Annotated in this window: 14 protein-coding genes and 1 pseudogene; 3 read left to right on the plus strand and 12 right to left on the minus strand. The window is 69.5% G+C overall.

Annotated elements, in window-relative coordinates; translation table 11 throughout:
* Positions 1–12: 12 nt before the first annotated feature.
* The 10 genes from atpA to E4F61_RS01810 all read right to left on the minus strand — a co-directional run bounded on the left by atpA (position 13) and on the right by E4F61_RS01810 (position 9,792).
* On the minus strand, positions 13–1,560 hold the full coding sequence (atpA, locus tag E4F61_RS01765) for a F0F1 ATP synthase subunit alpha (protein WP_133477715.1): 1,548 nt from the start codon (positions 1,558–1,560) through the stop codon (positions 13–15).
* A gap of 52 nt (positions 1,561–1,612) precedes the next feature.
* Positions 1,613–2,140, minus strand: coding sequence for a F0F1 ATP synthase subunit delta (locus E4F61_RS01770; protein WP_133477717.1), 528 nt, complete (start codon positions 2,138–2,140; stop codon positions 1,613–1,615).
* A gap of 13 nt (positions 2,141–2,153) precedes the next feature.
* Complete coding sequence (locus tag E4F61_RS01775) at positions 2,154–2,624, minus strand: F0F1 ATP synthase subunit B (protein WP_133477719.1); 471 nt, start codon at positions 2,622–2,624, stop codon at positions 2,154–2,156.
* An 86-nt stretch (positions 2,625–2,710) separates the two neighbouring features.
* A complete protein-coding gene (atpE, locus tag E4F61_RS01780) occupies positions 2,711–2,992 on the minus strand; it encodes a F0F1 ATP synthase subunit C (protein WP_133477721.1) in 282 nt (93 codons plus the stop codon).
* Positions 2,993–3,067: 75 nt separating this feature from the next.
* Positions 3,068–3,901, minus strand: coding sequence for a F0F1 ATP synthase subunit A (gene atpB / locus E4F61_RS01785; RefSeq protein ID WP_133477723.1), 834 nt, complete (start codon positions 3,899–3,901; stop codon positions 3,068–3,070).
* 9 nt (positions 3,902–3,910) lie between these two features.
* Positions 3,911–4,267 carry a hypothetical protein gene (locus E4F61_RS01790; protein WP_238382764.1) on the minus strand — a complete coding sequence of 119 codons (357 nt, stop codon included), beginning with the start codon at positions 4,265–4,267 and terminating at the stop codon, positions 3,911–3,913.
* A gap of 305 nt (positions 4,268–4,572) precedes the next feature.
* Positions 4,573–5,265, minus strand: a complete 693-nt coding sequence (locus tag E4F61_RS01795) for an aspartate/glutamate racemase family protein (protein WP_133477727.1) — start codon at positions 5,263–5,265, stop codon at positions 4,573–4,575.
* A complete protein-coding gene (lpdA, locus tag E4F61_RS01800) occupies positions 5,265–7,070 on the minus strand; it encodes a dihydrolipoyl dehydrogenase (RefSeq protein WP_133477729.1) in 1,806 nt (601 codons plus the stop codon). Before lpdA ends, E4F61_RS01795 begins: the two co-directional genes overlap by 1 nt.
* Positions 7,070–8,194, minus strand: coding sequence for a mechanosensitive ion channel family protein (locus E4F61_RS01805; protein ID WP_133477731.1), 1,125 nt, complete (start codon positions 8,192–8,194; stop codon positions 7,070–7,072). The genes lpdA and E4F61_RS01805 overlap by 1 nt, the downstream gene beginning before the upstream one ends.
* Positions 8,195–8,196: 2 nt before the next feature.
* Positions 8,197–9,792: a dihydrolipoyllysine-residue acetyltransferase gene (locus tag E4F61_RS01810; protein WP_425480090.1), complete on the minus strand. Its 1,596-nt coding sequence runs from the start codon at positions 9,790–9,792 to the stop codon at positions 8,197–8,199.
* Between the two features lie 87 nt (positions 9,793–9,879).
* On the opposite strand from E4F61_RS01810, the gene E4F61_RS01815 reads away from it, so the two are divergent.
* The 3 genes from E4F61_RS01815 (at position 9,880) to E4F61_RS01825 (ending at position 11,652) form a co-directional block, all read left to right on the plus strand.
* Positions 9,880–10,515, plus strand: a complete 636-nt coding sequence (locus tag E4F61_RS01815) for an OmpW/AlkL family protein (protein ID WP_133477735.1) — start codon at positions 9,880–9,882, stop codon at positions 10,513–10,515.
* 123 nt (positions 10,516–10,638) lie between these two features.
* On the plus strand, positions 10,639–10,842 hold the full coding sequence (locus E4F61_RS01820; RefSeq protein ID WP_133477736.1) for a hypothetical protein: 204 nt from the start codon (positions 10,639–10,641) through the stop codon (positions 10,840–10,842).
* Positions 10,843–10,845: 3 nt separating this feature from the next.
* Entirely contained in the window at positions 10,846–11,652 is an 807-nt protein-coding gene (locus E4F61_RS01825; protein ID WP_133477738.1) for a DNA-formamidopyrimidine glycosylase family protein, read from the plus strand.
* Here E4F61_RS01825 and E4F61_RS01830 read toward each other — a convergent pair.
* Complete coding sequence (locus tag E4F61_RS01830) at positions 11,633–12,439, minus strand: hypothetical protein (RefSeq protein ID WP_133477740.1); 807 nt, start codon at positions 12,437–12,439, stop codon at positions 11,633–11,635. The two genes, E4F61_RS01825 and E4F61_RS01830, sit on opposite strands and share 20 nt — an antisense overlap.
* 74 nt (positions 12,440–12,513) lie before the next feature.
* A pseudogene (locus E4F61_RS01835) lies at positions 12,514–12,646 on the minus strand (EamA/RhaT family transporter); the annotation flags it as partial.

Consider the following 12,646-nt stretch of genomic DNA (forward strand, 5'->3'; position numbering starts at 1 on the left):
TGACGGCTGGGCTTACCAGCTGCCCGTCTGCTTGAACTCGGCGATCACCTGCTTGAAGGTGTTCTCGATCGAGTCGTCCCACGCGCCCGTCTGGGTGATGCGTTCGGACAGTTCGCCCTGCGTGTTCACGAAGTGCGCGTGCAGGCCGGCTTCGAACGGGCCGATCTTCGAGACCGGCACGTCGTCCATGTAGCCCTTGTCGACCGCGTAGATCGACAGCGCCTGCAGGGAGATCGGCAGCGGCGAGTACTGCTTCTGCTTCATCAGCTCGGTGACGCGCTGGCCGCGCTCGAGCTGCTTGCGGGTCGCCTCGTCGAGGTCGGACGCGAACTGCGCGAACGCCGCGAGCTCGCGGTACTGCGCGAGCGCGATGCGGATGCCGCCCGACAGCTTCTTGATGATCTTGGTCTGCGCGGCGCCACCGACGCGCGACACCGAGATACCGGCGTTCACGGCCGGACGGATGCCGGCGTTGAACAGGTCGGTCTCGAGGAAGATCTGGCCGTCGGTGATCGAGATGACGTTCGTCGGGACGAACGCGGACACGTCGCCCGCCTGCGTCTCGATGATCGGCAGCGCGGTCAGCGAACCGGTCTGGCCGGTCACGGCGCCGTTGGTGAACTTCTCGACGTACTCCTCCGACACGCGCGAGGCGCGCTCGAGCAGGCGGGAGTGCAGGTAGAACACGTCGCCCGGATACGCCTCGCGGCCCGGCGGACGGCGCAGCAGCAGCGAGATCTGGCGGTAGGCGACGGCGTGCTTGGACAGATCGTCGTAGATGATCAGCGCGTCCTGGCCGCGGTCGAGGAAGTACTCACCCATGGCGCAGCCGGCGTACGGCGCGATGTACTGCATCGCGGCCGACTCGGACGCGGTCGCGGCGACGACGATCGTGTGCGCGAGCGCGCCCTGCTCTTCGAGGCGACGCACGACGTTGGCGACGGTCGAGTTCTTCTGGCCGATCGCGACGTAGATGCACTTAATGCCGGTGCCCTTCTGCGCGATGATCGCGTCGACGGCCATCGCGGTCTTACCGGTCTGGCGATCGCCGATGATCAGCTCGCGCTGGCCGCGGCCGATCGGGATCATCGAGTCGACTGACTTGTAGCCGGTCTGCACGGGCTGGTCGACGGACTTGCGCCAGATCACACCCGGCGCGACGCGCTCGACCGGCGCCGACATCGTGGCGCCCAGCGGGCCCTTGCCGTCGATCGGCTCACCCAGCGCATTGACGACGCGGCCGAGCAGCTGCTCGCCGATCGGCACTTCGAGGATGCGGCCGGTGGTCTTGGCCACCGCGCCTTCGCGCAGGTGCTCGTAGTCGCCGAGGACCACGGCGCCGACCGAGTCGCGCTCCAGGTTCAGCGCGAGCGCGTAGGTATTGCCCGGCAGCTCGATCATTTCGCCCTGCATCACGTCGGCCAGGCCGAAGATGCGGACGATGCCGTCGGATACCGACGTGACCGTGCCTTCGTTGCGGGCTTCGGCGGCCAGACCGACCTGCTCGATGCGGGTCTTGATCAGTTCGCTGATTTCGGACGGGTTGAGCGTGTTCTGCATGGGAGTTTCCCTGGTTCCGACGCGGGCGCCGGGAGTAGATGAATTCGTGGGCTTAGGCCGCGAGCGCGGACTGCAGTCGCGCGAGCTTGCCCTTGACCGTGCCGTCGATGACGACGTCGCCGGCGTCGATCAGCGCGCCGCCGATCAGCGACGCGTCGACCGCCGTCTCCAGCTCCACGTCGCGGCCGAAGCGGCGCTTGAGGCCGTCGCGGATGGCGACGAGCTCGGCATCGCTCAGCGGCGTGGCCGAGGTCACGCGCGCCTTGACCACGCGCTCGGCGTCGGCGCGCAGCTGCTCGAACAGCCCGGCGATCTCGGGCAGCAGCTCGAGGCGACGGTTGTCGGCCAGCATCTCGACGAAGCGGCCGAACGAGGCATCCGCCGTGTCGCCGGCGAGCAGCGCCGAGGCCTTCGCCGCGGTGAGCTGCGGGTGCTTCAGCACCGCCTGCGCCTGCGGATCGGCGGCGACGCGCGCGGCGAAGCCCAGCGCGTCCGACCACGCCTTGATGCGGCCTTCGTCCCGCGCGGCGTTGAACGCGGCGCGGGCGTAGGGACGTGCGAGGGTGAGGGCCTGGCTCATCGATGGATCCCGGTCAGAGCTGCGCGGCGAGTTCGTCGAGCAGCACGCGGTGCGCGTTCGGGTCGATCTCGCGGCGCAGCACCTTTTCGGCACCGGCGACGGCGAGCGACGCGACCTGCGCGCGGAGTTCCTCGCGGGCCCGGTTGCTGGCGGCCGCGATCTCGGCCTGCGCGGCATCCTTCTGGCGATTGGCCGCGGCCACCGCTTCGGACTGCGCCTGCTCGAGGATCTGGTTCGCGCGCTGGTGCGCCTGCTCGATGATCTCGTTGGCCTTCGCACGCGCGTCGCGCACGACGGAATCCGCGCTCGACTGCGCCTGCTCGAGGGCCTTCTGGCTGTTGTCGGCAGCGGCGAGGCCTTCAGCGATCTTGCGCTGACGCTCCTCGATGGCCGCGTTCAGCGGCGGCCAGATGAACTTCATGGTGACCCAGATCAGCACCGCGAAGGTGAGCATCTGGCCAAAGAAGGTCATGTTGATATTCATGACAGCTCCGGTGATCGCGGGTCGGGCCGGAAGGCCCGGTCAGCCGCCCGCGGTTGCGGGCGGCCTTGCAACGGATGACGCAGCGATCAGCCCGCGTTGGCGGCGGCCGTGACGGCGCCGAGCAGCGGGTTGCCGAACGCGAAGAGCAGGCCGACGGCGAGCGCGATGATGAACGCGGCGTCGATCAGGCCGGCGAGCAGGAACATACGGCCCTGCAGCATCGGGACCAGCTCCGGCTGGCGCGCGGCCGACTCGAGGAACTTCGCGCCCATCAGCGCGATGCCGAGGCAGGCGCCGATCGCGCCCAGGCCGACCATCATGCCGATCGCGATCGCGGTCATGCCCTGCAGATGAGCGATGAATTCCATGGTGTTTCTCCTGCGGATTTAAGTGAAGTTTGAAGGGTGGAACGAAAGGGGTGGAGCGGTACCGCGACAGCGGAATCAGTGACTCTCGTAGGCGCCGGCGATGTAGACGACGGTGAGGATCATGAAGATGAAGGCCTGCAGCAGGACGATCAGGATGTGGAACAGCGCCCAGGCGGCGTTGAAGATCACGCCCGGCACGAACATCAGCAGGCTGCCGCCCAGCAGGCCGGCGATGAGCATGAAGACCAGCTCGCCGCCGTACATGTTGCCGAACAGTCGCATCGCGAGGCTGACCGGCTTCACCGCGTACTCGATCAGGTTGAGCATCAGGTTCGCGGGCGCGAGCACGAGCTTGGCGCCGGTGCCGTGCGCGTGGAACGGCGCGGTCAAAAGCTCCTTGCCGAAGCCGCCGATGCCCTTCGCCTTCATCGAGTGGTAGAGGATGATGAAGAACACCGGCACCGACAGGCCGAACGTGGTGTTGAGGTCGGCGGTCGGAACCCAGCGGAAGTACGTGTGATGCGCCACTTCGGCGCCGGCGGTCGTCTTCACGATCCAGCCCGGCATGTCGAGCGGCAGCAGGTCCATGCCGTTCATCATCACCACCCACACGAAGATCGTGAGCGCGAGCGGCGTGATCGAGCTGCGGTCGCCGTGGAAGGTGTCCTTCACCTGGCCGTCGACGAATTCGAGGATCAGCTCGACGAACGCCTGGCCCTTCGAGGGCACGCCCGCGGTCGCGCGGCGCGCGGCGAGGCCGAACCACAGCACGAAGATCAGGCCCAGCACCAGCGAGACGACCCACGTATCGACGTGGAAGCCGCCGCCGCCCAGCTGGACGGTGTTCTGGGTGAGGTGATGCTGGATGTACTCGTTCAGGCCGCCGCCGGAACCGGTCTGCTCGCTCACTGAAGACACCTATCGATTCAGAAGTTGGGCCGGGACGGCCGCCACTGTCGCCACGAGCACCCCGACCAGCAACGGCAGCGGGGGCAGGCGCCAGACGGCGAGGCCGAGGAACAGCACGATGGCGACCGTGGCCCACTTGGCCGCCATGCCCAACAGGAGCTTCGCCATCGCGACGCCCGCCGGGCGGATACCGCCGCCCAGCGCGATCGCCAGCGACAGGATCGCCGCGACGACCACCGCGCCGCCGCCCACCGCCGTCGCGAGCGCATCGCGCACATCGAAGGGGATGAAGGCCAGCGAGGCCAACGCCGTCGCGCCGGCTTGCCAGACGATCGCGCGCGACGCCAGCCGGCGGCCTGCGGACAATGGATCGTGCACGCGGGGTTCCGTCGGTCTGGGCTGGCGCGAAAGCGCCCTGTGGAGCCCCAAAAGTATAGGCCGCGTGAGGTTTCCGGGCAACTGACGGAAGCCACGGCCGGCGGGGCCGCCGGTCGGCGCCCCGGGCGCGGGCCGGTCGGACCGTCCGTCCAGGCACGCGAACGCGCCGGAACCTTTCGCTGGACGCGCGGTCCGACCCCCTGCCCGCCGCGTTCGTGACGCCTCTCCTCGTCGACGATCGCTCGCGTCGGGCCACCGCCCCGGCTCCGGCCGGGGCTTTTTCTTGCGTGGCGTCAGGCGCCGAGCTGCCAGTCCGCGATCGCGCGGGCGTGGATCGCCGTCGTGTCGAACAGCGGCACCGGGGCATCGTCGGCGCCGACCAGCAGTCCGATCTCGGTGCATCCCAGCACGATGCCCTGCGCGCCGCGCGCGGCCAGCGCCGCCATCACCGCGCGGTAGCGTTCGCGGGATGCATCCACGATGCGGCCGCGGCAGAGTTCGTCGTAGATGATGCGGTGCACGTCGGCGCGCTCATCGTCGCCGGGCACGATCACGTCGAGGCCCGCCGCTCGCAGCCGCTCGCTGACGAACGGGCCTTCCATCGTGAACCGCGTGCCCAGCAACGCGACGCGCGACAGGCCGGCTTCGCGGATCGCGCGCGCGGTGGCGTCGGCGATGTGCAGCACCGGCAGCGCGACCGCCGCCTCGATCGCCGGTACGCTGCGATGCATGGTGTTGGCGCAGATCGCGAGCGCACCCGCGCCGGCCGCCTGCAGTCGCCGTGCGGCGTCGACCATCAATGCGTCGGCGGCTTCCCAGTCGCCCGTGCGCTGCATCGCCTCGAGCTCGGCGAAGTCGACGCTGTGCAGCACCAGCTTCGACGAATGCAGCCCGCCGAGCCGCTCGCGCACGCGCTCGTTGACGAGGCGGTAGTACGGGAGCGTCGACTCCCAGCTCATGCCGCCGATGAGGCCGACGGTGCGCATCACTTCTTCTTCGGGATGTAGAGGTCGGTGATGGTGCCTTCGAACACTTCCGCCGCCATGCCGACCGATTCGCTGAGCGTCGGGTGCGGGTGGATCGTCATGCCGATGTCCGCGACTTCGCAGCCCATCTCGATCGCGAGCGCGACTTCGGCGATGAGATCGCCGGCATGCACGCCGACGATGCCGCCGCCGATGACGCGATGGCTCGCCTCGTCGAACACGAGCTTGGTGAAGCCCTCGGTGCGACCGATGCCGATCGCGCGGCCGCTGGCCGCCCACGGGAACTTGCCCACGCCGACCTTCAGGCCCTTCGCCTTCGCCTCGGCTTCGGTGACGCCGACCCAGGCGATCTCCGGGTCGGTATAGGCCACCGACGGGATCACACGCGCGACCCATTCGCGCTTTTCGCCGGCGGCGACTTCCGCGGCGAGCTTGCCTTCGTGCGTGGCCTTGTGCGCGAGCATGGGATTACCGACGACGTCGCCGATCGCGAAGATGTGCGGCACGTTGGTGCGCATCTGGCGGTCGACCGGAATGAAGCCGCGGTCGGTGACCTGCACGCCCGCCGCCTCCGCACCGATCTTCGCGCCGTTCGGCGAACGACCGACCGCCACCAGGATGCGGTCGTAGGTCTGCGGCTCGGGCGCCTTCGCGCCTTCGAACGTGACGCGGATGCCGGCGTCCGATGCCTCGACCCCGCTCGCCTTGACCTCCAGGTGCACGGCCACGCCCTGTTTCTTCAAGCGATCGGCGAGCGGCTTCACGAGGTCCGGATCCGCGCCCGGCATGAGCTGCGTGCCGAGTTCCACCACGGTGACCTGCGATCCGAGTGCGCGATACACCGTCGCCATTTCGAGGCCGATGATCCCGCCGCCGACGACCAGCAGCGACTTCGGGATCTCCGCGAGCTCGAGCGCGTCCGTCGAATCCATGACGCGGCGATCGCCCCACGGGAAATTCGGCAGCTTCACCGCCTGCGAACCGGCGGCGATGATGCACTGCTCGAAACGGATGAGCTGCGTGCCACCCTCGCCCTGCACTTCCACTTCGTTGGGCGACACGAGGCGTCCCGTGCCCTGCACGGTGCGCACCTTGCGCTGCTTGGCCATGCCCGCGAGGCCCTTGGTGAGCTGGCCGACGACCTTGTCCTTGTGGGTGCGCAGCGCGTCCAGTTCGATCGTCGGGGCGCTGAAGCTGACGCCGTAGTCCTTCGCGTGCGCGGCCTCGTCGATGACGGCGGCCGCATGCAGCAGCGCCTTCGACGGGATGCAGCCAACGTTGAGACAGACACCGCCGAGCGAGGCATAGCGCTCGACCAGCACGGTGTCGAGGCCGAGGTCGGCCGCGCGGAACGCCGCGGTATAGCCGCCGGGGCCCGCGCCGAGCACGAGCATGCGGCATTCGACGTCGGCCTTGCGGCCGGTGGAAACTGCGGCCTGCGGCGACGGCGCAGTCGGCGCGGCGGCCGGCGCCGACTTGCCGGCGTCGCCTCGGGCCTCGGCCTTCGGTGCCTGCGGCGCGGGCGCAGGCGCGAGCGTCGCGGCCGCCCCCGCGGCCGCTTCGCCCTCGGCCTCCAGCACCGCGATCACCGCGCCCTCCGAGACCTTGTCGCCCACCTTGACGCGCAGCTCGCGCAGCACGCCCTCGGCCGAGGACGGCACTTCCATCGTCGCCTTGTCCGACTCGAGGGTGACCAGGCCCTGGTCCTTGGCGATGCGGTCGCCGACGGCGACCAGCAGCTCGATCACCGGCACGTCGTCATGCCCGCCGATGTCGGGAACCTTCACTTCGATCTGCGCAGCCATCATTGCTCCTCGGGTTTCGGCGCGTCGCTCGTGGCGGCCGCGTGGGGGTCTTCGTGGATCTCGCGCTCGACATCGCGCAGCGCGTCATTGTCCGCCAGCAGCGCGTGCTCGGCAGGCGTGGGCTCGGGCTCCGGCGGGCGCGTATCGGGCAGCGGCAGCGCGCGCCCCTGCAGCAGCGCGATCGCGTCGCCGTCCTCGTGGCCGAACAGGCTGCGCAGGTGCAGGTCGCGCTGCGGAAACGGAATCGCGATGCCGTGACGCTGCAGCGCGGTGTGCAGCGCCCAGTTGTAGGCCGCCTTCACGGTCGACGGGCGCTTGGTCGCGTCGGCGTTGACCCACACGATGAGCTCGAACTCCATGCGGCTCTCGGCGAATTCGACCAGCCACACCTGCGGGCCGCGCGGGCCCTCCTGTTCCAGCGTGAACGGGACCTCGCAGGCCGCCTCGATCGCCGCCTTCTTCACCAGCTCCTTGTCGGTGCCGTAGGCGATGCCGAAGGGGATGCGCATGCGCCGCGAGGCCTCCAGCAGCGTCCAGTTCACCACGCGCCCGCTCACGAACTCGGAGTTCGGCACGAGGATGTTGAGGTTGTCGTTGGTGCTGATGCGCGTGGCGCGGATCTTGATGTCGCGCACGACGCCGTGCACGCCGGACTCGAGCTCGACGAAGTCGCCGATCTTGATCGAGCGGTCGAACAGCAGGATCAGGCCGGAAATGAAGTTGTTGAAGATCGCCTGCAGGCCGAAGCCCAGGCCGACGCCCACCGCGCTGGCGAATACCGCGAACTTCGAGACCGGAATGCCGGCGACTTCCAGCGCGACCAGGAAGCCGATGACGAGCAGCGCATACCGCGCCACGCGGCTGACCGTGTACACGGACGCCGGATCGACGCCTTCGCGCTGGCCGTAGCGCGCCAGCGCACGGCCGGCCATGCGCGCGACCACGAAGAACGCGACCAGCAGCAACAGCGCCGAGGCGAGGTCGCCGACCGTGAGTTCGAGCCCGGCGACGTGCACGAGCTCGTAGTCGAGGAACGGCTGCACGCCCAGCCAGCCGTCGTTCGCGGCGTCGCGGACGCGCTCGCCCGCGGCATGCAGCTCGCGCGACGCCTGCGCGTGCGGCATCGTCAGAGCAGCACGCGCCGCATGTCCGCCATCAGCTGCGCGAGGTAGCTGGTGAAGCGCGCGGCGGACGCGCCGTCGATGACGCGGTGGTCGTACGACAGCGACAGCGGCAGGATCAGGCGCGGCTGGAACGCGGCGCCGTCCCAGACCGGCTTCATCGCCGACTTCGATACGCCGAGGATCGCGACTTCCGGCGCGTTGACGATCGGCGTGAACTTGGTGCCGCCGATGCCGCCCAGCGAGCTGATCGAGAAGCAGCCGCCCGTCATGTCGGCCGGACCGAGCTTGCCGTCGCGCGCCTTCTTCGCCAGCTCCGCGGTTTCCTGCGCCAGCTCGACCACGCCCTTGCGGTCGACGTCGCGGATCACCGGCACCACGAGGCCGTTCGGGGTGTCCGCCGCGAAGCCGATGTGGAAGTACTTCTTCAGCACCAGCTTCTCGCCGGTCGCGTCGAGCGACGCGTTGAAGTCCGGGTACTTCTTCAGCGCGGCGACCACGGCCTTCATCAGGAACGCGAGCATGGTGACCTTGGTGCCGGCCTTCTCGTTTTCCTTGTTGAGCGCGACACGCAGCGCTTCCAGATCGGTGATGTCGGCATCGTCGAACTGCGTGACGTGCGGGATCATCGCCCAGTTGCGCGCGAGGTTCGCGCCGGAGAGCTTCTTGATGCGCGAGAGCTCGCGCGTCTCGATCTCGCCGAACTTCGCGAAGTCGACCTTCGGCCACGGCAGCAGGTTGAGCCCGCCACCGAGCGACGCACCGCCGCCCAGAGGCGCCGCGGTCGCGCCGCTCATGACCTGCTTGACGTGACCCTGCACGTCTTCCTTCGTGATGCGGCCGCCCTTGGCGCTGCCGGTCACGCGCGACAGGTCGACGCCGAGCTCGCGCGCGAACAGGCGCACCGCCGGGCTGGCGTACGGCACCGCGTCGGGCATCAGCTCGCCGGCGTCGAACGTGACCGGCGGCGTCCGCGGCTCGACCGCGGGCATCGGCGCCTGCGCGACGAGCGGCGCGGCGGGCGCGTGCGTGGCGATCTCCCGCTGCGCCAGCTTGTCGGGCTGGCCCGACACGGCGACGGGCTCGACGCGATCGGGCGTCTCCGACGGGCGCGGCTGCGCCGGCGAGGTCGCGACCTGCGCCGTGTCGGCCTTCGGCTGCGCGCCGTCGCTGGACGGCGTCGTCGCCGCTGCCGGCGCCGCGCCACCGGCCTCGGCCGGCTCGATCATCGCCACCAACGAGCCCTCGCCGACCTTGTCGCCGACCTGCACCCGGAGCTCGCGCACGGTGCCCGCGAACGGGGCCGGGACCTCCATCGTCGCCTTGTCCGACTCGAGCGTGACGAGGCCCTGGTCGGCGGTCACGGTGTCGCCCACCGCGACGAGCAGCTCGATGACGGGCACGCCGTCGTGGCCGCCGATGTCCGGGACGCGTGCTTCCTTCAGCTCAGCCATGCAGGGCTCCGCAGTCGAATTCGTCAAAAACGCATTCTCGCCTCTATGCGCGGCGCGCGCCATCCATGGGATGTGCACGCGGCGTGCACGCATGGCAGTAGCGAACGCGGCGTCACGCGTGCGTGGAAGCGGGCGTCCGCGGGGCAAGGGAGGTTCAGTGGCGGAAGGTTAGGTTGGCTGCACCGATCGGTGGCATCGATTCGGTCCTGCAAACGATTACAAGGAGGCCACTCCATGAAGCGTCACCTGACTCTCGCCCTTCTGGGCACTCTCGCCGTCGCCCCGTGCGCTTTCGCACAGGACACGAACGGTTCTTCCGCCAGCGGCAAGCGTTTCGCGGTCGTCGGCGGCGTCGCGCTCAACAAGCCCACGGGCAATGCCAGCATCGCCGGTACGCGTGCGGATCTCGACGGCGAGGCCACCTCGACGCTCGGGGCCAGCTGGTTCGTCAACGACAATGTCGCCGTCGAGGCCTGGGGTGCCGACAAGGCGGGCTATCGCGTCCGCACGGCCAACGGCAAGGTCGCCAGCGTGGATGCGCAGCCGTATGCGCTGAGCGGCCAGTACCACTTCGGCACCGCGGACAAGACGGTCCGCCCGTTCGTGGGGCTCGGCTACTACCAGATGAACTATGACAACGAGACCGCTCAGGCCGGCGGCGCGCTCGCGGGCCAGCGCATCGGCGTCGAGACCGCCAAGGGCGCGATGGGCACCGTGGGTGCGGACGTCACCCTGGGCGAGCACTGGTTCGCACGCGGCGACGTGCGCTACCTGCACGGCAAGTCGGACATCTCGGTCAACGGGGCCAAGGTCGGCGAGGCCAAGGCCAACCCGGTCGTGGTCGGCGTGGGCCTGGGCGCCCGCTGGTAACCCGCGTTGCATCCGTTACAGCGACGGGCCCTTCGGGGCCCGTTTCCGTTGCGGGCTGCCGCGGATTCACGCGCCCTGCCGGCGGCGCTGCCTAGCCTGTGCGTCCCGACGGAAGTTATCGCCATGACGACCAAACTCGAGGGCCCGCTGCGTCGCGAGATCGACGTGCAGGACCAGGCCTACACGCTCACGATCGACGGCGACGGACTGCGGCTCGTTCCGAAGGGCCGCCGCAAAGGCCTCGAACTGCAGTGGAAGGCGCTGGTGAGCGGCGATGCGGCGCTCGCGGCGGCGCTGCAGGGCAGCCTCGAGACACTGAGGCGCTGAGCCGTGCCGGAGGGCCCGTCGCTCGTCATCCTGCGCGAGGAGACCGAATCTCTGGTCGGCCTGCGCGTGCGCGAAGTGGCGGGCAACACGAAGCAGGACGTGCAGCGCCTCGCCGGCAAGCGCCTCGAGGCGATCCATACCTGGGGCAAGCACTTCCTGCTGGATTTCGGCGACGTCGCCGTGCGCATCCACATGCTGATGTTCGGCAGCTACCGCATCGACGAAGCGCGCGACGACAAGGTGCCCCGCCTGGCGCTGACGTTCACCCGCAAGCGCGAGCTCAATTTCTATTCGTGCTCGGTGCGGTTCATCGAGGAGCCGCTGGACGAGGTCTACGACTGGTCGGCCGACGTCATGGCCGACGAGTGGGATCCGCGCGCGGCGCGGCGCAAGCTCAAGGCCATGCCGGACACGATCGTCGCGGACGCGCTGCTCGAACAGGACGTGTTCGCCGGCGTCGGCAACATCATCAAGAACGAGGTGCTGCATCGCATCCGCGTGCATCCGCAGACGCGCGTCGGCGACCTGCCGCCGCGCAAACTCGGCGAGCTGATCCGCGAGGCGCGCGACTACAGCTTCGACTTCTACGAATGGAAGAAGCAGTTCGTCCTGCGCCAGCACTGGCAGGTGCATGCCAAGAAGACCTGCCCGCGCGACGGGACGCCGCTGAGCTTCTGCCGCCACCTCGGCGCGAAGCAGCGCCGGGCGTTCTGGTGCGCCACCTGCCAGCGCTACTACGGCGACGGGGAGCCGCCGGCCTTGCCGCCGCCGGCTCCGCCACGCCGCCGCCTCAGTCGCCGATCACCCTAAGGCCCAGCGTGAAGTTGGCGTAGGCCACGCCACGCGCGGCGCCGCTGACATTGAGGTGGATCGTCATGGGCTTCTTGAAGAACTCGTCGGCCTGCGCGGCGGTGAAGCCGTACGTGTCGATCAGCATGCGCCGGCTGAGGAAGCCGGCCATGCAGACCGCCGAGTCGCGCGTGCGCTCGGTGATCGTGGTCCCGGGCGGCAGCGGCACCTGGAAGATCTCCGACGACGTCATGCTGGTCGTGAGATGTCCGCCGAACGGCACGCCAGTGGTGGGATCGATCAACGCCGGGTCGGCGAGCATCGGATTGTCGACGGTGAGCGTGGGGTTGTAGCGCAGCAGCGACACCGCGGGCGTGCTGTCGGGATTGCTGTAGGTGACGGTGATCACCGGCGAGAACCAGTAGCACATCAGCGACTGGGTGGCCTTGCCCGGCAGCGTGAGGCGCGCGGCATCGGGGAAGTTGAAGTTGGTCTGTCCGGGGCCGAGCACCTGGCAGGGATCCGTGCTGGCGGGATCGCAGGCGGTGTCGAGGTTGAGGAAGGCGCTGGTGATGCCGAGCCACTTCAGTTTGCGGCCGAAGGAGTCGACGTCGCCGACGTCCTCGAGCGTGACGGCGGCCGCGGCCTTGCCCGCGCGGCTCAGTCGCAGCGCCTGCCGGCCGGGCAGGATGTCCTGCCCGCGTCGCTCGAGCGCGGGCCGCGCGGGCGGCGCGGCCTGCACGGCGTGCATGACGCCGGTCGCCGCGACGAATGCGAACAACGGAATCCACTTCGTGATGCGTGCCATGCCAGTCCCCTCCGTGAGTGCGGTGCGCGGAGGATGGCGGCGACGGTGCGCGACCCAGCGGCCGCCCGTCGGTTTTACGGCGGCGTAACGATCGGCGGGGCGTGCGCGGCGACGCGCTCGCGGCGGAGCAGGTAGAGCCCGCTGCCCACGATGATCGCGGCGCCGAGCCAGGTCACGGCATCGGGCAGCACGCCCCACAGCGTCGCG

The organism is Cognatilysobacter segetis (genome assembly GCF_004359965.1).
Taxonomy (GTDB): domain Bacteria; phylum Pseudomonadota; class Gammaproteobacteria; order Xanthomonadales; family Xanthomonadaceae; genus Cognatilysobacter; species Cognatilysobacter segetis.